Origin of the sequence: Lysinibacillus sp. ZYM-1, assembly GCF_001308875.1 — a bacterium.
Taxonomy (GTDB): domain Bacteria; phylum Bacillota; class Bacilli; order Bacillales_A; family Planococcaceae; genus Lysinibacillus.
In genome coordinates this window covers 55,230-80,142 of record NZ_KQ465113.1, presented here as the reverse complement: position 1 = coordinate 80,142, position 24,913 = coordinate 55,230, and the positions used below count along the sequence as shown (strand labels likewise).

The window sequence follows — 24,913 nt, the reverse complement described above, 5'->3', positions numbered from 1 at the left end:
AATAATTAAGTCTAGAAATTCAATAGTTATTTTTATTACTATTGTTATGTTGTTTATCTATTAAATGAATGATAGAAAATATTTAGATAGAGATACTTTCAACAATATGGAGTGAACCTAATGAGTGATTTAATAATCGAACAGGACGTTATGCAGGAGCATGAAGTACGACGTTATTTTGAAATATGGCGTGAAAGTGTTATTCGTTCCCGCCATACTATCACAGCAGTCTTTTTAAAAGAAGCTGATTCTACGCAATCAAAGCCAAATGAAAATAATCATCAAATTACTGCATTTTTACAATCTAAAATACGTAAGACAGACTTACTTTTTCAATTGTCAGATGGAAATCATTGGGGAATATTCTTTTTGCAAAGTAGTGATGTAGAGGCTAGAGCATTTCTAAAACGGATTTTTGCTATCTTAAAAGCTGAAAGGAAATTTCAACAGATAGCTTTGAAAGCCTCTATAACTGAAATAAGAAATAATACTGTCACCTTTGAAGATTTATTAGAGAAGAATAAGCAAGTCCTTACAGAGAATGGGCAAATATCATGGTCCGTAGTCGAAGTGCACGATTATGGTGTTCAGCCAATAGAATTGGTGAAAGTCAGTATTATTGAACAGAACGCCATTTTTAGACAAGTATTAGAGTCAACGCTTAACCAAATAGTCATTCCTCATTTTACTTTAGAGGTAAAAGTTTATGAGGACGGCTATAGCTTTTTACAATCGGACGGTTATAAAACAGGACATATGCATTTAATTGTGATGAATGATATTTTACCTCGTAAAAATGGTTTAGAGATTTTGCATATTTTGCGCCATATGCCAAATGAAAAGAAATTTATAATATATATGATGTCAGAACGGAATTCTGAAGGAGCGGCTCTTAATGCATATGAAGGCGGCGTTGATGAATATATCGTTAAGCCATTTAATTTACGTTTGCTAGAAGCAAAAATAAAAAGGACTTTTGCGAGGTTTTGGCTATGATCAAGCTGTCTATCACTTTTCTTTTTACAGTAATAGCCCTCTTACTAGTTGTACTTTTTACCTTTTTAATATATTTATTTGTTCAACGACAGCGTGAAAGTCGCTTTGAACAAGTCAGGGATCGATATTTACTAAACTATTCTCAGCTCTGGTACGATTACTTATTTAACAATGCTCTATTTAGTATGGTCCTGGTACCTCGAGGCGCGGCTCAAGTGGAAGCCATTGAAAGAATTTTTTCATCCTATTTAAAAAATATAATAAGTGAAAATGTGGAACAGAAAATTAAACAATTTGCCAATCAATACTTAAAAAAATTCTATGAAAAGGATTTATCAAGTAGACGATGGAGTATTCGAATGAATGCCCTCTATCGAATTGCAGACTTACAAATAGAGGAATTGCTACTTTCTTGTCAGGAATTTGAAAAAAACAAAATTTCAGATGAAGAACATTTCCAATTGTTAAAGATATACTCCCTTTTCCAACCAGATTTATTTATGGAAAAGATAAAAAATCCCAATATCAATTATTCAGAAAGTGAATATAGGAGACTGTTTGTCTTATTAGAGGAAGACGTTTTTATTAGATTTTTTGATGATTTTAATTGCTGGCCAACCAATATTCAATTTGCAGTTATAGATACTGCTGCTGTAAAACGAAATATGCAGTACCTAGACGAATTAAAAAAATTATTAAGTCATGATGTGATGGAGATCAACATCAGAGCATTAAAAGGTCTTTACGAAATTGGTATTATTGATGAAATCGATCCCTTTATACCATTTGTAACTTCAGATATGTGGGAAGCAAGGTTGATGGTAGCCAAAATTTTTAAGCATGTACCACTTGCTTACACTTATAGTTACTTAGAGCAACTTCTTCAGGATGAGAATTGGTGGGTACGTTCCCAAGCCGCGAAGACGATTGTAGAAGATCGACATGGAATAGCTAAGTTACAGCAATTCATCGAATCCTCAAATGATCCATATGCAATTGAAATGGCACAGGAGATTGCAGCTAGAAAAGAGGGAAGTAAATGAAAATAATCGATTATTGCATGATGTTTTTTGGAGGCATCATTCTATTTTATATGCTTTTCGTTATTGTTTCATATTGTACAATGTTCATCATCGCCATGCTTGATTTAAGAAAACGTTATCGTTTAGATCCATCAGAGTATGATGATGCTCATATCGATGCTTTTTATTCAAAACCAGTGTCATTACTTGTCCCTGCTTACAATGAAGAAGTAGGGGTGGTAGATACAGTTTACTCATTACTGAATTTACGATATCCCCAAACAGAAATTATTATTATTAACGACGGCTCCACAGATCAAACACTTCAAACGGTTATTAAACATTTTCGAATGAAGCCAATCAATAAAATTGTCCAAACAAATATCCCTACAAAACAAATAAAGCAAATATACGAATCTGAAATCTATAAAAATTGTATTTTAGTTGATAAAGAAAACGGCGGTAAGGCAGATGCATTAAATGTAGGGATTAATGTATCTCAATATCCGTATTTTTGCTCCATAGATGGGGATTCCATTTTAGATGAGAAATCATTGCTTCGTGTGATGAAGCCGATTATTTTATCTGATGGTGAAGTCATTGCAGCTGGTGGTAATATTCGTATTGCAAATGGTGCAAAGATGCAATTTGGTTCTATTTATGAGACGCAATTACCAAGTAATTACTTAGTGATCATGCAAGTAATAGAGTACCTGCGGGCATTTTTGATGGGGAGAATAGCCTTAAGCAAATTTAATTTAGTTCTTATTATTTCAGGAGCATTTAGCGTCTTTTCTAAAAAGTGGGCTGTTGAAGCAGGGGGATATTCAACGAATATTATTGGTGAAGATATGGAACTTGTTGTAAATATTCACCGGCTTATTAAGGAGAAAAAAGAAAATAAGCGTATCGAATTTGTACCTGACCCGGTTTGCTGGACTGAGGCACCTCAAACATTGGGAGTGCTCCGAAATCAACGAAGAAGGTGGCATCAAGGTTTATTTGAAAGCTTATGGAAGCATAAAAAAATGACCTTGAATCCTAGGTTTGGCTTGATTGGATTTATTTCATTCCCGTATTTTTGGCTAGTAGAATGTCTAGGCCCTGTTGTTGAGCTAGGCGGGTATATTTATATTGTCGTAGCATTTTTCTTAGGAAAAATTTATTATGAAGTTGCTCTCATATTGCTATTACTATTCGTAATTTACGGCGTTATTTTTTCAATAGCGGCGATCTTGTTCGAATCTTGGAGTATGAATACCTATCCGAAAAAAAGAGAAATATTACGCATGATTCTTTTAGCGTTTACAGAAATTTTTTGGTATCGCCCGCTTACATTATTTTGGCGCTGTGAAGGATTAGTTCGTTTTTTACGAAGAAAAAGTGATTGGGGAAATATGAAACGTGTCGGCATTGCTGAAAAGGAGAAAAATATATGAAACGAATCTATGTAGGGGTTATAGTCATATTGATTCTTATTCTTATCCCAATTGCATGGTGGTACTTGAAAGATGAAAAACAGCTAAATGTGGCGATTGTCGATAAAACGGTTCCGAATGAATCCTATCGAGAGCATTTGGGAGTGAATTGGTTTTTAAATCATTATAAATATAGGTTAAATGATCATCCATACGATGTAAAAAATGATTATTATGGCACCATCCCAAACGATACAACCAAAAGTGTCACTGAAAAGGACTTACCAAAGGAATATAGTGATATGGATGTCATTTATTTGGCAGATACGTATGGTGTTTACAAAGATGATTTAGAAAAAGAAAAGCGTTTAGGTGAACGTTCGGAAAAAATCGTTGGTGGACTTGACGCAAAAGAATGGCAGGCAATTGTAGAACGTTTAGCTAGTAAAAAGAAGAGTATGTTAATTGCGGAGTTCAATACTTTTGCATCGCCAACCTCAGAAGCTGTACGAAAAGAGGTACAGGATTATTTAGGCATCACTTGGTCAGGTTGGATTGGGCGTTATTTTGATGAACTTGATTATCATAAAAATTTAGAAATTCCGCAATGGGTTATAGATGAGTACGGCGATGATTGGTCCTATAAAGGTGGCGGCTTTTTATTATTTAATGAAATAACTAACAAGCTCCTTGTTTTAGAATTGGACAAGCATGTTCAAACAAAAGGTATTCAAGTGCAATTTACTGAAAAAGGGGAAAAATTCTTTCATTCCTCTGCAAGTGCTAAATACGATTATTGGTTTGATATTATTACGCCTAAATATGCCAATGATGCGCTTGCAAATTATAAATGGAATTTGACAAAAGAAGGTACAGATCTTTTACAAAAAAATGATATTCCTGAGCAATTTGCAGCAATTGTTGCACAAGATAAACGCTATACATCTAGTTATTATTTTGCAGGAGACTTCAATGATGTAGCTCGTGTTCCTACATTATATAAAATAAAAGGGTTACCAACTATCTATAAATACGCTGAGAAATATGCAGACAGTTCCTTTTATTGGTCCATTTACATACCAGTGATGGATAGAATATTTGAGACTTTTGAACACAAAAAGGTTCAAGAAACTGTCAACCATGAAAAATTGAACTATAATGCCCGTATTCAGGGGCAATCTTTTGAAGTGTTAAGAGATGGCAAATGGGAATCAATAGTCTTTAAGGGTGTCAATATTGGGATGGGGAAACCTGGTGCTTTCCCTGGGGAGGCCGCAATTACCGAAGAGGAATATTATCGGTGGTTCAATCAAATTGCGGATATGAATGCCAACACAATACGTGTTTATACTTTACACCCGCCAGGTTTTTACAGGGCCCTTGCTAAATATAATGAAGAAAATCCAACTAAACCACTTTATGTTTTACACGGTGTTTGGATTAATGAAGAAGGGTTAGCTAATTCATTGGATGCCTATGATAAAGAGACCTTAGAAGATTTTCAAGCTGAAATGAAACGTATGGTAGATGTTATTCATGGAGATGTTTATGTGGCACCTCGACCAGGACATGCATCTGGCTTGTATGATGTCGATGTATCTAAATACGTGATAGGTTGGGTACTAGGAATCGAATGGTATCCACATATGGTTGTTGGGACCAATGAAAAACATGCTAATATCGGTCAATATAACGGTACATTTTTTGAAACGAAGGGCGCTACACCATTTGAGTACTGGTTAGCCGAGCAAATGGATTTGATTACAGTCTATGAAAAGAATAAATATAATTGGATGCGCCCAATGAGTTTTACGAACTGGGTGACAACGGATATACTTGAACATCCATCAGAACCATCTGAGGAAGAGGATTTAGTCGGTGTCAATCCAAATGTTATTTATACAAAGAGAGAGATGAAAGTACCTGGTCAATTTGCCTCCTATCATGTGTATCCCTATTACCCTGATTTCTTTAATTTCGATAAGGACTATTTAAATTACGTCGATTTCCGAGGAAATAAAAATAGTTATGCAGGGTATTTGAAAGAGCTTCATGCAGCTCATAAGATGCCTGTTCTTATTGCAGAATTTGGCATCCCGGCATCACGTGGTAAAACCCATGATAATGTTTATGGCTGGAATCAAGGGCAAATGTCAGAACAGGCACAAGGGGAGACACTTCAACATTTATTTGAGGATATTATGCATGAAGGATTATTAGGAGGGCTTGTTTTTACATGGCAAGATGAATGGTTTAAACGAACATGGAACACGATGGACTATGATGATCCGAATCGTAGACCATTTTGGTCCAACGCACAAACAAATGAGCAACAGTTTGGTTTACTTAGCTTTGATAGACTTAAAGTGAAAGTAGATGGCAGTACAGATGAATGGGAAGGACAGCAGTTATACGATACTTCACCAAATGATTCAACAGATTTTGCTGTAGATTATGATGAACGATATTTATACATGAAATTAAAAAGTGAGGCGTTAGAAAATACTTCTCCTCGCATTTTATTAGATGTTGTACCAGATCAAGGGAGTTCTTCAGCTACATCCATTAAAGATATGACGTTTTCAAATGGCGTTGATTTTATAGTGGAACTCAATAAAAATGGAGATTCTAGAGTTTTAATTGATGAATACTACGACTTCCATGATTATTTTTACGGTCATCGTTTAAACTTAATCTCTCCAAGGATGTCTATTGTTGCTAAAAATAGTGGGAGGTTTGCACCGATATATTATGTGTTAAACAAGCGACTATTTTTACCTGAACAAAATACCACTACGGATTTTAGTTATTATGAAACAGGGAAATTACTTCAAGGAAATGCTAATCCAAAAGGAAAAGATTATAACTTTCTTGTTGATTATACATGGACTGATGACAATGTCATCGAGCTTCGTATCCCTTGGTTATTAATTCAAGCCAAGGATCCTAGTCAGCGTGAGTTTATAGGTGACCTTTATAAAGATGGTGATACAGCTTCTATTAAAGTAGATAATATTTATGTTGGAGCATTATTTGTAGATAAGGAGAATAACGTTATTCAATCCTTACCAGTAGCTAATCATCATGTTCTACCACCGCTTTCGGCGTATACTTGGGAGACATGGCAAAGCCCAAAATATGAGGAGCGTTTAAAACAGTCCTATTACATGTTACAAGATCTCTTTAAAGCCTATTAAAAAAGAAATTAAGGTAGTTTTTCTACCTTAATTTTTTTTATTCTCATCCCCTCAAGTATTGATGAAAGTCGAAGCTTGAGGGGTTTTTTTAGGGGATTTTCGGAAAATGAAAAATGTTAATTTTCTAATTATTAACATTCATCAGTATTGCTTTTTATTTTTTTCATTTACAGTTAATAAGTGACTCTGGATTTATTTGCTAAATACTACTACATTTATTGCACTATTTTTATTAGAAATTTTTTAAAATAGGTGTTTTATAGTGATTGCAGAGATTGTTTAGAAATTGTTTAGTTGCAATTAGTACTATATAAATGTTGGGAAAGTTTTTTTATGGAATTTGAATCTTTTTGATCTACTTTGACTAAAAAAATCATACGTATGTATGTGGAGATGAAAGGGGTATGTATAGAATGGTGATGAGAAGTGACCAATTGCTTTGCAGTATGCTCGCCATAAATAAGTATTGCGAATGAGAAGGTACTGAAAAAAATGGCGATGAAAATAAAATGAAAGTTTAGCTAAAGGAGTTATTTTTATGACGATAAAAACGAAATCATTGAGCTCAGCTTTATTAAATAAAATTCAAACAAAAAAAGCGACAATAGGGGTAATTGGTCTCGGCTATGTAGGGTTACCATTTGCTGTCGAAATTGTCCAGAGAGGTTTTCATGTTTTAGGCTTTGATAAAAATCAAGAAAAAATTGCACTGTTGCAAAACGGTGAAAGCTATATAGCTGACATCTCAAAAGAAAAAATACAGCAACTATTAGCGCATCATCAATTTGAAGCGACCTATGATTTTTCCAAACTTTCATTTGTAGATGTTGTCATCATTTGTGTTCCAACGCCTACAACTGTGGATGGCACTCCTAATATTTCTTATATAGAAGATGCAGCAAATGACATCGGGCAATATATAAAAGCAAATGCATTAGTCATTCTTGAAAGTACCACTTATCCTGGGACAACAGAGGAAATTGTTCAACCTATTTTGCAAAAACATGGCTTTGTCATAGGTCAAGATTTATTTTTAGCTTATTCACCAGAGCGAGTGGATCCTGGTAATAGTAATTTTTCTGTTTCCAATACACCGAAAGTCGTTGGAGGTGTCACTTCAGCATGTTTGGAAGTGTCAAAGGCTTTTTATGAAACAGTCATTCATACCAATGTATGTACTGTAACAAGTCCGAAAGTTGCTGAAATGGAGAAACTGTTGGAAAATACGTTTCGCCAAATCAATATCGCCCTTGTGAATGAGTTAAGTCAGATTTGCTATAAAATGAACATTGATATATGGGAAGTCATAGATGCCGCATCGACAAAGCCTTATGGATTTATGCCATTTACACCAGGTCCAGGTGTGGGAGGACATTGTATCCCTGTCGACCCTAAGTATTTACTGTGGGCTGGTCAACAGCATGGTATCTCAGCATCATTAATTGAAGCGGCAGATAAAATTAATGATTCAATGCCCAATTTTGTTGTGGAGAGACTTGAACATTACTTACGTACGCAAAATATAAAACTGAGCCAGGCAAAAATAGTTGTCATTGGTGTCACTTATAAGCCAGATATAAATGATTCACGAGAATCTCCCGCACTTCGTGTTATTCAACAACTATTAGATAGTCAGTGCGCACTACAGATTATCGATCCTTTTATTCAAACATTCCCTATAGAACAATCCCTTTTCAATACAGTTCCATTAACAGAAGAAATTATCCAAAATGCTGATGCGGTATTAATTTTAACAAATCATTCAAAAATTGATTATTCATTAATTGATCAACAAGCTTCGCTAATTTTTGATACACGCAATACCCATTTTCTGTTTAAAAATAAAAATTATTACAAATTATAAGGGGAGTTCGTGGGACATGAAACAGCTAAAAATATGTGGGCTTCTAATCCTGATGTTCTTAGCAGGATGCCAATCCGCTCCACAAAAGACCATTCAACCTGTTGATTCTTCTATAGAGATTAAGGAATCCGATGGTACGATGAGTGATTCAATCAGCCATGCCGATATTATCGTGCCAAAAGTTGCACTAACATTTAATGGTTTTGCGGATAATAAAACAATGGAGCTACTACTGGCAAAATTAGATGAATCTAATATGAAAGCAACCTTTTTCTTAGAGGGTCTACGTGTGGCACAGGAGCCGGAGCTTGTTCAAGACATTATAAATAGAGGTCATGAGGTACAAAACGGTACATTGACATTCCCAGATGTATCAACTTTGAACTATGACCAAACCTATGAGGAGATTCTTTTAACGAATCAAATATTTGAGGAACATTTAGGATATACACCAAAATTTGTTCGAAGTCGTTCGGGTGATATTACAGATAATATGCGCTTAGCAGCTGCTGCGTTGGATATGAAAGCAGTAGTCGGGTTATCTATTAATCCACTTGATAGAAAAATGCAAAATGCCGAAGAACTGATTGACTATATTGGCAAATATATTGATAGAGGCTCTATTATTCATCTCAACACTTACATTAATCCTGCCATTATAGATACCGTTCCTTTACTAGCTCAATTAGCAGAAGAACATGGGTATAGTATTACTACTTTAAGCGATGTGTTAGATGAACGTTATTTAACAAAGTCTGTAGAAGAAATTGCTGGTCATGATGCAATCAGCCCTAATTTAAATTATGAAGATGTCAAACCAAATTTATATTATCGAAAAGAGACATCAAAAAAGGAAATTGCTATCACTTTTGATGATTGGGCACATGAAAAGCAAGTGAAGGATGTTTTGGATGTTTTACAAAAATATAATATTAAAAGTACGTTTTTCTTAATCGGCAGTGGGGTGGAAAAGAATCCACAATTAGCAAAGTTGATTTTAGAGGAAGGGCATGAGGTAGCCAGTCACTCTTATTACCATTTAGATGTTACTAAGATGACGCCGGAGGAAATACAAGATGATTTGGTAAAGGCCCATAAGGCTCTTACCTATGCTTTACAGGAACCACCACTACTTTATTTTAGACCAGCACAAGGAATCATGGATGAGCGAACTGCCAAGGTCGTTACCGCTGCAGGAATTAAAACCATTGCCATGTATGACATTGCTTCTTTTGATTGGAATTTAGATTACAGTGCACAAGACATTTATGAAAGGGTTGTATCTAGAGCTGCGCCTGGAAAAGTGATTGTTATGCACATCTTAGATGGTACTAAAACAGTAGAAGCACTGCCATTAATTATTGAAAAGCTACAACAAGATGGATATAGCTTTAGTAAAATGTCAACTTGGATTGAAGAAGATACAAATGGGGATGTGAATAAATGATGAAAACGAAAAAAGAGGTTTTAACTGTACCACGTTCAGATCGCCGGATTCTATCAAATATTCCTGATCCCGAAAATGTCCGAAACCTTGTAAATCGGCGAGGTGCTTCTTATCAGAAAGAGGAAATTGATCCGACTGATGTCAATGAAATTTATCGTCTCCAACAGTTAAGCTTACGCTATGAAACTCATTTTGAGGTCCAGATTAAGAGAGCAAGACGTAGAATAAGTTCAGACAAATACTATGCGGAAGATATTTCAGTAACCGGAATCCTTGTTTATTCTCTACATCCTCAACAATTATTAATGGATGAAATTTTAGCAATGAATTTTACGATTCCTGGTGGTGCAATGCCCGAGGGATATGAGGCAAAAGTAAAATTAAAGGCAAAAATAGTGCGGCATTTTACTAAAGAAGTAGATGGACAAATACGGTATTACTTTGCTTGTGAATTTCTTCAACCCTTAAATGACTATATGATAAAAAAACGGTGGGGCATGTCTATTTTTGTGGCCAGTTTATTCTTATTGGTCGTTTCTCTAATTGTTATGCTGATGAGAGCAGAAAGTGTTATTTATTTTAGGTTCAATAAATTTTTATATCTTTATAGCATTATCGCCGCAACGTTTCTATTAAGTAGATATATATTTGGTATTTTCTATAAAAATGTACCCATCAACCCTAATTATGAGCCTGGCGTATCCATTATTATCCCTGTGTTTAATGAGGAAGAATGGATACATCGCACGATTTCAAGCTGTATTAATCAATACTATCCTGTTGATAAATTAGAAGTGATTGTTGTGGATGATTGCTCTACAGATGAGACGGAGGAGAAAGCAAGGGGAATGATTGACCTTATTCATTATGAGGGAGAACGTTTTAAAACGACCGATCGCTTAAAATTTTCTAAGCTGCCTCAAAACGGTGGAAAACGGGAAGCGCTTGTAGCGGGCGTTCATCAAGCAAAACATGACTTAGTGGTTTTTGTGGATTCAGATAGTTTTTTAGAGCCCCATGCTATCCGCAATTTAGTACAGCCTTTCCAAGATCCCAAAATGGGTGGTGTGGCTGGTCGGACAGAGGTAGAAAATAAATTTACAAATGCCCTGACAAAATTACAAACAGTCCGTTATTATATTGCCTTTCGTATTATGAAAGCAGCTGAATCGTGGTTTGATACGGTTACTTGCTTATCGGGACCATTAGCTTGTTATCGAAAAGAGCTTATTTTAAAAAATGAAACAGCTTGGCTCAATCAAAAATTCCTCGGGCAGCCTGCTACATTTGGTGATGATCGTAGTATGACAAACTACATTTTGAAAACTCATCGAACAGGCTATCAGGATAATGCTATATGCTCTACAATTGTTCCTTCTAACACAAAAGTTTTTTTATCACAGCAAATGCGATGGAAACGTTCTTGGCTTCGAGAATCTTTACGAGCGTTTTTATTTATGTGGAAAAAAGAACCCTTCATGTTTCTTTTCTTCATCATAGGTTTAATCGTGCCCATTGCTGCGCCAATTGTCGTTGTATACAACTTAATTTATGTGCCGATGATGTATGGCATTTTTCCGACAACTTTTTTAATAGGTTTACTCTTAATGGCCATGCTGATGAGTTTGGCTCATTTATTCTTTAGAAAAAGTAAATTGTGGTTATTCGGGTTTATCTTCGTTCTTTATTATGAATTTATTTTGCTTTGGCAAATGCCAGTTGCCTGGGTTACATTTTGGAAATCAACATGGGGGACAAGGGAAACACCTCAAGATATTCTGGCAAAAGAAAAGAAAATGGAAAAGCAAAAATTACGAAAATCCCGATTTTCGATGTTGAAAATTAGAAAAATGGGTGAGAAGGAATGAATGAAAAAAATGTAATCTTTCAGCCGGCTAAAAAAAATCGACGGAAATTTATACGCTCGATAGCTCAATTAATTATTGTTGTCTTGTTAGCTATAATTTTAATAAAAGCCGTTTTTCTGACAGACAAGAGATTTGCCGAGGCGGTACCTTTAAACAATAAAGAGGGTTTTATTGCACTTTCCTATTTTGGTGTGAGTAGAAATGACTCCCCTAAATATGTGTCAAAAAAGAATTTAGAAGAACAATTAACGCTGCTTGAAAAACAGGGTTATCAAACCATTACACAAAAGGATATTTTAGATTTTTACCAAAAGAATAAACCTTTACCAGAAAAAGCGTTGTATTTATCATTTGAGGATGGACGCACAGATTCTAGTATTTTTGCTCAAAACATTATGGAAAAATTAAATTATAAGGCTACGATGTTTACGTATGCCAATAAAATGGATACCCACGATCAGAAATTTTTAAAACCAAAAGATTTAAAGTTAATGGAGAGAAGTGGTTATTGGGAATTAGGTTCTAATGGATATCGGCTAACTTATATTAATATTTTTAATGATAAAGGGCAGTCCTTAGGTGTCATTGATGAAAATAATATACCGAATAAAACAACGATCGAATACTATAACCACTATTTAATGGATTTTATTCGTAATCAATATATGATTCCAAGTGAAACTCGACAAGAGATGGACATTCGTATTAAGAAAGATTACAAGCTTATGCAGGATATCTATCAACAAGAGTTTGGTGAAGTACCAAAAGCCTATGCGATTATGCATGCAAACTCACTGTATAACAATATGGATCCACTGGTACAGAGTGTCAATGACAAGGAAATTAAAGATAAGTTTCTAATGCATTTTAATTTAGAATTGGGTGCTTATAATGATAAAGATAGCGATCTTTATAACTTAAATCGATTACAGGTTTCTCCCTATTGGTCAACCAATCATGTGATGATGAAAATCAGACAGGCTAGTAAACAAAACGTAGAATTTAAAGTAGGGGATCCTGAATTAGCACAAAAATGGCGTACGATTAACGGGGCGGCAGAATTTGAAAATAATGAGATCACGTTAACATCAGCTCCATCTAGTGAAGGTAGAATTCTCTTAAAGGAGTCATTACCAGAAGAATATAATGTCAACTTTACATTTAAAGGGAATGTTGTTGGTCAGCAGGCGTTCTACGTAAATTATGATGATAAAACGAATAGCTATCTGCGGGTTGCCTTAATTGATAATGAGCTTGTAGTGAGTGAAAAATTACCTGCATCAGGCATAGTGGAGAAGGCGCGTTTTCCATTAAATGAGATTAAGTGGAATGAAGAGGAGTATGCATTTAATAAAGCAACAGTATATACGTATCAAGATACACAAAAGGGATCACGGATTGCTGAAGAAGAGTATCCAAGAAACTTATCGGAAAATAGAGTATTTAACATTTTTGTAAATAAGGATAAAATAGAAATAGATGTAGATAATGTATTATCTGAGACTATTCAAATGAATCCAAACCTTCAAGGATCACAAATAGGATTTGGGGCATTGTTTAGTCATAAAGATACGTCACATGAACAGTATGCAGATGATATTTACGATACATTAATTGAAGATATTTTAATTACAGATAGAAATGATCAAACCATTTTTACGAACCAATATACGAATTTCGAGAAGGTTAAGTATAAAAGTACAACATTGTTTAATCATGTTGTAGATTTCTTTATTGAAACCTTCTAAATCGGGGTGAAATTTGAAACAAGTGAAAAACTTTGTGTTGTTTATCTGTATAGCTTTACTATTTATCACTGCTTGCAGTAATAGTAAAGAACCACCAGCTATAGCAAAGGAAGAATTAAAGGATAAGGCCAAGCTCCGTTTGTCCATTTGGTTACCCGAATGGCAAAATAAATCCGCACTGGAAGATGTTCAAAGTTCTCAACATGGATTACAAGATATACGCGTTTTCGGTGCCTATTTTAATAGTAAAGATGAATTATTGTTAACAGATAATGCAATCGATATGTTGCAACAAACACAGCAGCAATTTAATGAATCACATCATGTGATACTAACGCTTATTAATGATTATGTTACGGAAAATGCGCCATCTGTTCAAAAAGATAGTACGCTTTTGCATAGACTATTACAAGATTCTTCAGCGAGGCAAAAGCATATCAGTAATATTTTACAGGTAGTTGAACAATACCAACCGAATGGCATTGAGATTGATTATGAAAAGATAGCTAAAGAAGATCTTCCTAAATATGTTCAATTTTTAAGTGAGCTTTACCGGGAACTTGCTAAAAAGGATGTTACGCTGCATGTAGTGCTAGAGCCACGTTTTCCGTTTGATGTGAAATTACCAGATGGGCCTAACTATACCGTAATGGCCTATAATGTACATGGTTATCATAGTGGTCCAGGTGCGAAAGCTACTTTTACGTTTCTCAATGATTTATTAAAAAAAATAAAGAAATCTAATCAAGATTTAGCCATTGCCTTTGCTACTGGTGGTTTCGATTGGGTAGCACAAGGTAAAACAGTTGCCTTAACGGAGCTTGAGGCTGAGAAAGTACTCGCTGAAACGAACGCAGACAAACAACGCGATAAGGCGAGTGGAGCTGTTTATTTTACGTATATAGATACTAACAATATTAGTCATGAGGTTTGGTATGCTGATCAAGAAACACTTGAAAAGTGGGTCAAACATGTACAAAAGAAAAGCTATCATGATGTGGTATTGTGGCGAGCAGGTGGATTAGGGGTAAAAACATTACAATGGATTCGTGAGCAGGCAACTGAAGAGCGCTCGTCTCAATAAAAAAATCGCCTTTATTGGCGATTTTTTTATTGAAATTGGGACAAACGAGAAAAGAAGTTTTTTACGAAATTTAAAAAAATGGTTTCTGATGGGGCGATTTCCCGATTTACAGGAGAAATAATACCAACTGTTCTTGGAATTGTGGGCGATTCAATGGGCACCTTTACAGTAAAGCGAGCAGCTGAATCATAAAGTGAACTTTCTGGTAACAGGCTAACGCCTATTCCAGCTGCCACTAAGCCTTTAAGCGCATCCAAATCTTCCCCTTCTGAAATAATATTAGGTGAAAAACCAGCAGCACGGCAAGCATCCATTGCTACTTTATGTAAAATGTAGCCCTCCGGAAATAACACAAATAGATCATTTCTCAACTCTGCAAGCTGAATACACTCTCTTTTCGCTAATGGATGATTGGCTGGTAGAAGAGCTGCAATATTTTCAGTAAACAAAATAGTCGACTCAATTGTTTCATCCTTTGGAGGAAGCGGTCCTAAAAAGGCAAGGTTTAACTCCCGATTTTTGACAGCGTCAATTAAAAATCGATAAGATCCTTGTCGTAGCTGAAATTGTAAATTAGGATATTCTCGTTTAAAGGCCGAGATAACGGTTGGCAGTACATAGCTAGCCAAACTTGTTGGAAAACCAATTTTAATAGATCCCTTAGCAGGATCGAGATATTCTTCTACTTGCTTGGCAGCAAAATCAATGGCCTTTAATGCTGTAATGGTATGTTCAAGAAAGGTCTTCCCAATAGGAGTCAATTTCACATTTCTTCCCACTCGTTCGAATAACGGAGTGCCTAACTCATCTTCAAGATTTGCGATCTGCCGACTAATGGCTGATTGAGCTACATGGAGATGCTCAGCGGCTTCTGAAATATGCTCACGTTCAGCAACCTCCACAAAATAGCGTAATTGACGTAACTCCACTAACAATTCACCTCTATTAATCTAAAAATAAGATTGATTATAGCTTAATTATATAGTATTGAAGTTGAAAAGTGACTGTAATTGCTTAAAAAAGTTAAAGTATTCTGTAATCTCGTAGGGAAGAATTTGCTTTTGAGTATAAAAGAGATCGCATAGAAAATATCTTCTTTTTAATTGATTCCATTTTAATGAAATAGGTTATAGTATAGTTATGGTTGTTTATGCAAATTTGTCACAAAACCGCTACAATTAGCACTTTTCACGAGGTTTTCACTATGTAGCTAGATGAAATCGATTCTCATTTAAAGATAATTCATTGAAAATGAAGAAAGTCCATTCTCATTGTCTATTTGAAATAGTAATAATCTGAAAATGCTTACAAAGCCTTTATTTTTCAAGAATTTATTTGAGGAGTAGGAAAGTAATTGAAATGGTTTGCATAGAGAACGATTTTCAGTTAAGATTAGAATGATGATAATTAAGGAATGGTTGACCCATTCACTGAACACTATGGAGGTATTTTCATGTCAACTTTAGTTATTAAAGATCTTCACGTTGCAATCGACGGGAAAGAGATTTTAAAAGGCGTAAATCTTACTATTAATACAAATGAAATTCATGCAATCATGGGACCAAACGGAACTGGTAAATCGACACTAGCTTCTGCTATTATGGGTCATCCTAAATATGAAGTAACTTCAGGTACTGTTGAGCTTGACGGCGAAGATGTACTTGAAATGGAAGTAGACGAGCGTGCTCAAGCTGGTTTATTCCTAGCTATGCAATATCCATCAGAAATTGCTGGAGTAACAAATGCTGATTTCTTACGTTCAGCTATTAATGCTCGTCGTGAAGAAGGCGATGAAATTTCATTAATGAAATTTATCCGTGAACTGGATAAAAACATGGAATTCCTAGAAATGAACGAAGATATGGCTCAACGTTATTTAAATGAAGGTTTCTCTGGCGGTGAGAAAAAACGTAATGAAATTCTTCAATTAATGATGATTAAACCAACGATCGCAATTTTAGACGAAATTGACTCTGGTCTTGATATTGATGCGCTTAAAGTAGTATCAAAAGGAATCAACGCAATGCGCGGCGAAGGCTTTGGCTGCTTAATGATTACGCACTATCAACGTCTTCTTAACTACATTACACCTGATCATGTACACGTAATGATGCAAGGACGTGTTGTGAAATCAGGTGGTGCAGAGCTTGCACAACGCTTAGAAGCAGAAGGTTATGACTGGATCAAAAAAGAATTAGGTATTGAAGAAGAAACAGAAGAACAAGAAGCATAAGAGGGAGGACGAACTAGCATGACAGTGGAACTTAACTTGCCTGTAACATTACAGGACGTGCGCTCGTTCTCAGAAGCAAATGGTGAACCAACTTGGTTTACAGAGCTTCGCGCGGCAGCACTAGACAAAGTAACTGGTTTAGATTTGCCAAAACCAGATAGAACTAATATTACAAAATGGGATTTCATGAACTTCCCAGCATTTACAGTTCATAGTGAGGCATTTCCATCATTGGATGCTCTACCTGAAGAAGCAAAAGGGTTAATTGACCTTGAAGCACAAGAAAATCTTTATATTCAACGCAATAATACACCAGCATACATTAAAACAACTCAAGAACTTGTTGATAAAGGTGTTATTTTTACGGATATTTTCACAGCAGTTCGTGAACATGGTGAGCTTGTTCAAAAATACTTTATGACAGAAGCTGTAAAAGTGGATGAGCATAAGCTAACGGCGCTTCATACAGCACTTGTCAATGGTGGCGTATTTGTCTACGTGCCAAAAAATGTGATCATCGAACAACCACTTCAAGTTGTTTTCTTAAATGATAATGCAGAAGCCTCATTATACAACCACGTTTTAGTAGTGGCTGAAGCAAATTCTGCTGTAACATATGTGGAAACATATATTTCAACAGTTGAAGAAGCAAAAGGTCAAGCAAATATTATTGCGGAAGTAGTTGTCCAAGATAATGCACAAGTAACATACGGTGCAGTGGATGTACTTGCAAAAGGCTTTACAACATATGTAAATCGTCGTGCACGTTTAGCACGTGACGCAAAAGTAGATTGGGCTCTTGGTTTAATGAATGACTCAGACACAATTTCCGAAAACATTACTCATTTAATTGGTGACGGTTCTCATGCAGATACAAAAACAGTAGTTGTTGGTCGAGGAGAACAAAAACTTAACTTCACTACAGAGGTTCGTCACTGGGGTAAAAACTCTAACGGGCATATCTTAAAACATGGTGTGATGAAAGATGCAGCTCAATCCATCTTTAATGGTATTGGCTATATCGAACATGGTGCAACGAAAGCAGATGCACAGCAAGAATCACGTGTATTAATGCTTTCAGAAAAAGCTCGTGGGGATGCAAACCCAATTTTATTAATTGATGAAGATGATGTAACAGCAGGACACGCAGCATCTGTTGGTCGAGTAGATCCATTACAGCTTTACTATTTAATGAGCCGTGGTATCTCGAAAACAGAGGCAGAGCGCCTTGTTATCCATGGATTCCTTGCGCCAGTTGTTACGCAATTACCAATTGAGGGCGTTCAAAAGCAACTGACGGAGGTTATTGAAAGGAAAGTTCGCTAATGATGAATAAAGACATTAAAAGCTATTTCCCAATTTTAAATCAGGATGTAAATGGTCATAGACTTGTGTATCTTGATAGTGCAGCGACGTCACAAAAACCTGTTCAAGTGATTGAAGCAATCAAGGCTTATTATGAATATGATAATTCCAATGTTCACCGTGGCGTGCATACATTAGGAAACCGTGCTACAGATAAATATGAAGGTGCACGTGAAAAGGTTCGTAAGTTTATTAATGCTCAATCAACACAAGAGATTATTTTTACGCGTGGAACAACGACAGCTTTAAATACAGTAGCTGCAAGTTATGGACGTGCAAATGTTGTTGAGGGTGATGAAATTGTGATTACTCACATGGAGCATCACTCCAATATTATTCCTTGGCAACAGTTAGCTAAAGAGAAAAAGGCGACATTAAAATACATTGATCTAGAAGCAGATGGCACTATTAGCCTGGATAAAGTACGTGCGACGATTACACCTCGAACAAAAATCGTTTCGGTGTCAATGGCATCAAACGTACTTGGAACGATAAATCCAATTAAAGAAATTGCGCAAATTGCACATGCTAACGGTGCTGTCATGGTAGCCGATGGTGCACAAGCTGCCCCGCATATGAAAATTGATGTGCAAGATTTGGATGTAGATTTCTTAGGTTTCTCTGGGCATAAAATGTGCGGACCAACTGGAATAGGTGTACTATATGGTAAAAAGGAACACCTTGAAAAGATGGAGCCAATTGAGTTTGGTGGCGAAATGATCGATTTTGTTGGGTTATATGATTCAACGTGGAAGGAATTACCGTGGAAATTTGAAGGTGGAACGCCTATTATTGCAGGTGCAATAGGTTTAGGAGCCGCTATTGATTTCTTAACTGAGATCGGGCTAGATAACATTGCAGAGCATGAGCATAAGCTTGCTGGCTACGCAATGGATCAGCTTGAGACAATTGACGGTTTGAAGATTTTTGGCCCACGTGACCCAATGAAACGTTGTGGACTTGTGACATTTAACTTAGATGATGTACATCCACATGATGTGGCAACGGTGCTAGACATGAATGGTATTGCTGTTCGTGCTGGCCATCATTGTGCACAGCCACTAATGAAATGTCTTCAGCAAGTAGCGACAGCGCGTGCAAGCTTCTATCTGTACAATACAGAGGAGGATATTGACCGTCTTGTTGCAGGGTTACGTTCTGCGAAGGAGTATTTTGGCGATGTCTTTTAATAATTTAGATCAACTATATCGTTCAGTCATTATGGATCATTATAAAAATCCGCGTAATAAAGGATCTTTAGAAGAGGATGCTGTAACGATTGATATGAACAATCCAACGTGTGGCGACCGTATTCACTTAACATTAAAGGTGACTGATGGTATTGTAGAGGATGCAAAATTTGACGGTGAAGGCTGTTCTATTTCTATGTCCTCTGCATCGATGATGACACAGCTCATCAAAGGGAAAAAAGTTGAAGAAGCTATAGAGCTTTCAGATATTTTTTCTAAAATGATGATGGGTGAGGATTATAGCGATAAATATGACCTTGAGGATGTTGAAGCATTACAAGGTGTTTCACAATTTCCTGCACGAATTAAATGTGCGACATTAGCTTGGAAAGCAATGGAAAAAGGTGTGAAATAAATCTTTCATCCTTGTTGCTTGGGTGAAAACGGCTTAGCTTTCATTCAAGCAAGGGGTGGATACCCGAATAATACATCTCAACGAACGGAGGAGAAAAGATGGCTAAAAAAATGCCTGATATCGGCGATTACAAATACGGATTCCATGACAAGGACGTATCAATTTTCCGTTCAAAACGTGGTTTAACTGAAGAAATCGTTCGTGAAATTTCAAATATGAAACAAGAGCCAGAGTGGATGCTTGAGTACCGCTTAAAAGCACTTGAAACATTTTATACAAAACCAATGCCACAATGGGGTGGCGATCTTGGAGATTTAGATTTTGATGAAATTACGTACTATGTAAAACCATCAGAAGCTACACAAAAATCATGGGATGAAGTACCTGATGAGATTAAAGCTACTTTTGACAAATTAGGTATTCCAGAAGCAGAACAAAAATATCTTGCAGGTGTATCAGCACAATATGAATCTGAGGTAGTTTATCACAACATGAAAAAAGACCTTGAAGATCTTGGTATTGTGTTTAAAGATACTGACTCTGCATTACGTGAAAACGAAGATATTTTCAAAAAATATTGGGGCAAAGTGATTCCTTACACGGACAATAAATTTGCTGCTTTAAACTCAGCTGTATGGTCAGGTGGATCATTTATCTATGTACCACCAGGTGTAAAAGTAGAAACACCGTTACAAGCTTACTTCCGCATTAACTCTGAAAATATGGGCCAATTCGAACGTACGCTAATTATTGTGGATGAAGGCGCGCACGTACACTATGTTGAAGGTTGTACAGCTCCTGTTTACACAACAAACTCTTTACACTCAGCAGTTGTAGAAATTATTGTCGGTAAAGATGCTTATTGCCGTTATACAACGATTCAAAACTGGGCAAACAACGTATACAATCTTGTAACGAAACGAACAGTTGTTGAAGAAAATGGTACAATGGAATGGATTGATGGTAACATTGGTTCTAAATTAACAATGAAATACCCAGCATGTATCTTAAAAGGTGAAGGTGCTCGTGGTATGACATTATCCATTGCATTAGCAGGTAAAGGTCAACATCAACATGCTGGCGCAAAAATGATTCATATGGCACCAAACACATCTTCTACAATCGTTTCTAAATCGATTGCTAAACAAGGTGGTAAAGTTACGTATATGGGACAAGTTCGTTTCGGTCCGAAAGCTAGCGGTGCACGTGCCAACATTGAATGTGATACGTTGATTATGGATAACCAATCGACTTCTGATACAATTCCATACAACGAAATCCTTAATGATAATGTTTCTTTAGAGCATGAAGCGAAAGTTTCAAAAGTGTCTGAAGAACAATTATTCTATTTAATGTCTCGTGGAATCTCTGAAGAAGAAGCGACAGAAATGATCGTAATGGGCTTCATCGAGCCATTCACAAAAGAATTACCAATGGAATACGCAGTAGAAATGAACCGTCTCATTAAATTCGAGATGGAAGGTAGTATTGGATAAGCGTAGTTGTTGATATATCAATGTTTTAAAGTGGTATCTATAATAGTGTGATACCATTTTGATACCACTTTAATCATCGAAAACATGCATAGCTTCATGTTTACGTTCAACATATAAATGGCCGTAGGTATTTGAGGTTTGCTTAATATCATCGTGACGCATTAATTCTTTTACTAAATAAATATCTACTTTCTTGTTGATTAAATGTGCAGCGTAACTATGCCGTAAGTCATGTATACGCAACTCAGGAAAAGCTTGTTTATATTTTTTATGGTAATGACTATAGTGGTATGGAGCTAGCCCTCCAAACACAAAATACTCATTGTTATTTTCTTTGAATCCGTAGATTTTTTCTTCGGATTCTTTTTTCATTTGAACTAATAATTTTGTTATGAATTTTGGTAAAGGAACAAATGCTTCGCTTGCCTCTGTTTTAGGTCGTCCTAATTTTTTCTTATTAAAATCCCAAGTGTGCTTTATATAAATCTGATTCTTTTCTAAGTCAACAAACTGCCATTGAAGCGCTAAAGCTTCACCTACTCTAAGACCTGTAAAAAAGATTAGCATTGTCATTTGTCGATAATAGTGTAAATCTAATGCTTCATGATTCACTCTTTCTTTAAACTCAGCAAGTTTTATTATCTCTATTTCAGGCTTGATTCGCTTAATAGGATCAATAGAAATACTGGGATCAACTCGAAGACCAAAAAATTTTATGGCGTGATTTACAATTACTTTTAAATTGCTGTAAACGGTTCTTGCACTATTCAGTGAAGTGAAGTGTTTCTCTAGATAAGTTTTAAATTCTAAAAAGTGATTCGTGTTTAGGTCTTTAATTTTAATATGTCCGAAAAATGGTTTAATGTGTAAATTATATTCGTTTGTTCGTCTTGTAATAGTTTTCTCTTTAAGAGCTTTATGTTTGATGTTGTGTTCGAAAACTTCTTGGATGGTAACTTGGTCCGAAAACATGTTGTCTATACTTGTTATAAATTCAGCTTCGGCTTTTTTTGCTTCTCTACTTGTTTTAAAACCTCGTTGCATTTTCTGTTTATTACGGCCATACATATCTTTATACCGTAATTTGAAATACCAAGTTTTCCTTGCCTCGTCTTTAAACAGGGCATAGGCAATATTGGTACACAGATAGAAAATAAAGATGCTGGGAAAGTTATGAAAACTAAAGTTTTCACCACAAACGGAACTTTCGTTGTTCCTGCAGGCGTAACCGAGGTTTATTTAACAGGTGGTGGCGCAGGTGGTGGCGGTGGTGGCTATAGTAATGTTGGCGGTACTGCTACTTACCATACAGGCGCGACAGGTGGCGCAACAAGCTTCGGCACGCTGTTAACGCTACCTGGCGGTGCTGGTGGTGCTACGGGTAACGCGTCTATTACTGGCATCAGCCAGTTCTAAGATAACACAGGTGGTTGGGGTGGCAGTAGTGGCTACTATAGCGGTGGTGGTGGCGGTGGCGGTAAAGGTGCTTACTGTTCTGGTGGCGGTGGTGCTAACCCAATCTACCACGGTGGCGGTGGTGGTCATTTTGTTATTGACCAACCTGTCACGGTAACACCTGGTACCGTAGTCAACGTTACAATTGGTATCGGCGGCAAAGGGGCTGGCGGTGTGGGTGACATCCGGGGGCTTGGTGGTGACGGTGGTAACGGCATACTAACTGTGAAATGGTGGGAGTGATTAAATGAAATTTGCACTGATACTTTACAACAAAGCACATTGGATTTTTGAAGCTAATGAAAAACCTGATTTTGCACCAAATATTAAATTGGTTGATATTACTGGGAAAAATCATATTCAAGAAGGATGGTACTACAACAGTAAAACAGGTGAATTTACACCGCCAGCTGAATACAATCCACCGCCAGTTGAGCCACCACCAACAGCCGAAGAAATGCAAGCTCAAACGCTTATCAATACAGAATACTTAATTACCATGAATGAAATGGGCATCGAGGGAGGAAAATTATAATGAAGGTATATGACTTATGTAAATTTTTAATTGATCGTAACCGATACAGCTATGACGACATGTTAAAGAAGGTAAATGTCTTCTACGCCAATAATCAGTTGGAAGATGAAGAATATACGCAATTATTAACAAATATGGACTCACAGCAAACGCAAGCATAAGCAAGCGTTATTTTTATTGTCTAAAATTAATTGTTAATAATTTTGTCCGTTATTATAATAATGTTTTTCAAAGAGAGGTGAAAAACATGAGCGACCAAATAAAAGACACAATTTTAAAAGGTGTAACAGCACACGAACTTATTTCAGATGGAAATGAACAACAAGAAACGGTTTTCAGTGAATTTTTTAAGAAGATCGTCAAAGAAGATGTAGAATAACTATTTTATAGGCCTTCCACAATCATCTGTGGAGGGCTTTTATTATGCAGAAAAGGAAGGTGTCAAATGAAAACAGATACATTATACACGTCACTAGTAGGTGGCTCAATGGCATGGTTAGCATACCTTGTCGGTGGCATTGACCATCTAATCAAAGCTTTTATCATCTTCATGGTAATTGATTATATTCTTGGCATCATGGTTGGATTCATCCATAAAAACGTTGAAAGTAAAAAGGCATTTAAAGGTTTGATTAAAAAAACAGCAATGGTTTTAATGGTTATTGCAGCAGTGCAATTGGACTTAGCAACAGAGAGTGGCAACTTCATGCGTAACGCTATGATATTGTTTTTAATCGGCATGGAAGGTATTTCGATGATTGAGAATCTAGGTAAACTCGGAATCAAAGTACCTAAATTTTTAACCAATGCATTAACGCAATTGCAAATGGACAACGATGATAAAAAGGACGGTGGTAATAAATGATTACAGTTTCCCCAGGACATCGAGGAAAGAATACTGGAGCTATGGGATTAATCGACGAAGGAACCGAAGCAATCAACGTAGCAAAGCGTGTAACGTCTATTTTACGTGCAGCAGGTATTATTACAAATTACATTGAGGATAACGTGAGTAAATCGCAGGCAGCAAACATCAAATGGTTGATTGCACAACATAATAAATCGAGCCGAGAAATTGATGTGTCTATTCACTTTAATTCAGTTCCAGGCACACACAACAAAGGCATCGGCACAGAGACACTTATTTATAGTGGGAAAAATATTGATACAGCTACAGCTATTACAGATGCGATTAGTAATGCGAGTGGATTGCAGAATCGTGGGGTGAAAATTCGTACTGATTTAGGATTGCTAAAAGGTACGAATAAACCTTGTTACTTGATTGAAGTATGCTTTGTAAATGATAGCGTAGATGTTGCAATGTACAAGCGAGACTTTGAGAAGATATGCCAAGCGATTGCAGGACAACTAGCAAAAGCGGTCGGTAAAATGCTGAAGCCTTCCACATCATCAACTGTGGAGGACAAAGGGCGTAATTTAATTCGTAAAGCAGTAGCGGATGGTACATTTACATCGCCACATACTGATGTTGATAATTATTCAACAGAGAAAATATTGGAGTATGCATTGATTTATATTGAACGTAAAGTTAAATGAAAATCAAAGCCCGTCATTAATGT

23 protein-coding genes are annotated in these 24,913 nt (G+C 36.2%); 21 read left to right on the top strand and 2 right to left on the bottom strand.

The features are described from left to right. Positions 1 to 120 precede the first annotated feature (120 nt). The 9 genes from AO843_RS08525 (at position 121) to AO843_RS08485 (ending at position 14,644) form a co-directional block, all read left to right on the top strand. The gene (locus tag AO843_RS08525; RefSeq protein WP_054610694.1) at positions 121 to 996 is read left to right on the top strand and encodes a response regulator; all 876 of its coding nucleotides are present in this window, start codon (positions 121 to 123) and stop codon (positions 994 to 996) included. Next, on the top strand, positions 993 to 2,039 hold the full coding sequence (locus AO843_RS08520; protein WP_054610693.1) for a HEAT repeat domain-containing protein: 1,047 nt from the start codon (positions 993 to 995) through the stop codon (positions 2,037 to 2,039). Before AO843_RS08525 ends, AO843_RS08520 begins: the two co-directional genes overlap by 4 nt. Continuing rightward, positions 2,036 to 3,457, top strand: coding sequence for a glycosyltransferase family 2 protein (locus AO843_RS08515; protein ID WP_054610692.1), 1,422 nt, complete (start codon positions 2,036 to 2,038; stop codon positions 3,455 to 3,457). The genes AO843_RS08520 and AO843_RS08515 overlap by 4 nt, the downstream gene beginning before the upstream one ends. Further along, a complete protein-coding gene (locus tag AO843_RS08510; RefSeq protein ID WP_054610691.1) occupies positions 3,454 to 6,633 on the top strand; it encodes a hypothetical protein in 3,180 nt (1,059 codons plus the stop codon). The genes AO843_RS08515 and AO843_RS08510 overlap by 4 nt, the downstream gene beginning before the upstream one ends. Before the next feature lie 538 nt (positions 6,634 to 7,171). Beyond that, the gene (locus AO843_RS08505; RefSeq protein ID WP_054610690.1) at positions 7,172 to 8,497 is read left to right on the top strand and encodes a nucleotide sugar dehydrogenase; all 1,326 of its coding nucleotides are present in this window, start codon (positions 7,172 to 7,174) and stop codon (positions 8,495 to 8,497) included. A gap of 16 nt (positions 8,498 to 8,513) precedes the next feature. Next, positions 8,514 to 9,944, top strand: coding sequence for a polysaccharide deacetylase family protein (locus tag AO843_RS08500; protein WP_231630100.1), 1,431 nt, complete (start codon positions 8,514 to 8,516; stop codon positions 9,942 to 9,944). Next, the gene (locus AO843_RS08495) at positions 9,941 to 11,812 is read left to right on the top strand and encodes a glycosyltransferase family 2 protein (RefSeq protein WP_054610689.1); all 1,872 of its coding nucleotides are present in this window, start codon (positions 9,941 to 9,943) and stop codon (positions 11,810 to 11,812) included. The genes AO843_RS08500 and AO843_RS08495 overlap by 4 nt, the downstream gene beginning before the upstream one ends. Next, complete coding sequence (locus AO843_RS08490) at positions 11,809 to 13,560, top strand: polysaccharide deacetylase family protein (protein ID WP_054610688.1); 1,752 nt, start codon at positions 11,809 to 11,811, stop codon at positions 13,558 to 13,560. The genes AO843_RS08495 and AO843_RS08490 overlap by 4 nt, the downstream gene beginning before the upstream one ends. Before the next feature lie 22 nt (positions 13,561 to 13,582). Next, the gene (locus AO843_RS08485) at positions 13,583 to 14,644 is read left to right on the top strand and encodes a glycosyl hydrolase family 18 protein (protein ID WP_231630105.1); all 1,062 of its coding nucleotides are present in this window, start codon (positions 13,583 to 13,585) and stop codon (positions 14,642 to 14,644) included. A gap of 26 nt (positions 14,645 to 14,670) precedes the next feature. Here AO843_RS08485 and AO843_RS08480 read toward each other — a convergent pair whose 3' ends face one another. Then, the gene (locus AO843_RS08480) at positions 14,671 to 15,573 is read right to left on the bottom strand and encodes a LysR family transcriptional regulator (protein ID WP_054610686.1); all 903 of its coding nucleotides are present in this window, start codon (positions 15,571 to 15,573) and stop codon (positions 14,671 to 14,673) included. Positions 15,574 to 16,097: 524 nt separating this feature from the next. Between AO843_RS08480 and sufC the strand changes: the two genes are divergently transcribed. The 5 genes from sufC to sufB all read left to right on the top strand — a co-directional run bounded on the left by sufC (position 16,098) and on the right by sufB (position 21,343). Continuing rightward, entirely contained in the window at positions 16,098 to 16,877 is a 780-nt protein-coding gene (sufC, locus tag AO843_RS08475; protein WP_004228249.1) for a Fe-S cluster assembly ATPase SufC, read from the top strand. 18 nt (positions 16,878 to 16,895) lie between these two features. Next, positions 16,896 to 18,203, top strand: a complete 1,308-nt coding sequence (sufD, locus tag AO843_RS08470; protein ID WP_054610685.1) for a Fe-S cluster assembly protein SufD — start codon at positions 16,896 to 16,898, stop codon at positions 18,201 to 18,203. Further along, a complete protein-coding gene (locus tag AO843_RS08465) occupies positions 18,203 to 19,432 on the top strand; it encodes a cysteine desulfurase (protein WP_054610684.1) in 1,230 nt (409 codons plus the stop codon). The genes sufD and AO843_RS08465 overlap by 1 nt, the downstream gene beginning before the upstream one ends. Then, positions 19,422 to 19,847, top strand: coding sequence for a Fe-S cluster assembly sulfur transfer protein SufU (gene sufU, locus AO843_RS08460; RefSeq protein ID WP_054610683.1), 426 nt, complete (start codon positions 19,422 to 19,424; stop codon positions 19,845 to 19,847). Before AO843_RS08465 ends, sufU begins: the two co-directional genes overlap by 11 nt. A gap of 98 nt (positions 19,848 to 19,945) precedes the next feature. Then, positions 19,946 to 21,343, top strand: a complete 1,398-nt coding sequence (sufB, locus tag AO843_RS08455) for a Fe-S cluster assembly protein SufB (protein ID WP_054610682.1) — start codon at positions 19,946 to 19,948, stop codon at positions 21,341 to 21,343. 69 nt (positions 21,344 to 21,412) lie between these two features. On the opposite strand, the gene AO843_RS08450 is transcribed toward sufB, so the two are convergent. Continuing rightward, positions 21,413 to 22,465 (bottom strand): site-specific integrase, encoded by a 1,053-nt coding sequence (locus tag AO843_RS08450; protein WP_255350370.1) that lies wholly within the window; start codon positions 22,463 to 22,465, stop codon positions 21,413 to 21,415. A 51-nt stretch (positions 22,466 to 22,516) separates the two neighbouring features. Here AO843_RS08450 and AO843_RS08445 point away from each other — a divergent pair, with 51 nt between their 5' ends. The 7 genes from AO843_RS08445 (at position 22,517) to AO843_RS08430 (ending at position 24,890) form a co-directional block, all read left to right on the top strand. Beyond that, positions 22,517 to 22,759 (top strand): hypothetical protein, encoded by a 243-nt coding sequence (locus tag AO843_RS08445; protein WP_054610680.1) that lies wholly within the window; start codon positions 22,517 to 22,519, stop codon positions 22,757 to 22,759. 19 nt (positions 22,760 to 22,778) lie between these two features. Beyond that, entirely contained in the window at positions 22,779 to 22,916 is a 138-nt protein-coding gene (locus AO843_RS23965) for a hypothetical protein (protein WP_156313946.1), read from the top strand. A gap of 129 nt (positions 22,917 to 23,045) precedes the next feature. Further along, the gene (locus tag AO843_RS08440; protein ID WP_054610679.1) at positions 23,046 to 23,333 is read left to right on the top strand and encodes a hypothetical protein; all 288 of its coding nucleotides are present in this window, start codon (positions 23,046 to 23,048) and stop codon (positions 23,331 to 23,333) included. Further along, entirely contained in the window at positions 23,333 to 23,494 is a 162-nt protein-coding gene (locus tag AO843_RS24510) for a hypothetical protein (protein WP_156313945.1), read from the top strand. Before AO843_RS08440 ends, AO843_RS24510 begins: the two co-directional genes overlap by 1 nt. A gap of 86 nt (positions 23,495 to 23,580) precedes the next feature. Next, a complete protein-coding gene (locus tag AO843_RS25360; protein ID WP_255350368.1) occupies positions 23,581 to 23,712 on the top strand; it encodes a hypothetical protein in 132 nt (43 codons plus the stop codon). A gap of 66 nt (positions 23,713 to 23,778) precedes the next feature. Beyond that, positions 23,779 to 24,198: a phage holin family protein gene (locus AO843_RS08435; RefSeq protein ID WP_054610678.1), complete on the top strand. Its 420-nt coding sequence runs from the start codon at positions 23,779 to 23,781 to the stop codon at positions 24,196 to 24,198. Continuing rightward, positions 24,195 to 24,890 carry an N-acetylmuramoyl-L-alanine amidase gene (locus AO843_RS08430; RefSeq protein ID WP_054610677.1) on the top strand — a complete coding sequence of 232 codons (696 nt, stop codon included), beginning with the start codon at positions 24,195 to 24,197 and terminating at the stop codon, positions 24,888 to 24,890. Before AO843_RS08435 ends, AO843_RS08430 begins: the two co-directional genes overlap by 4 nt. Positions 24,891 to 24,913 lie beyond the last annotated feature (23 nt).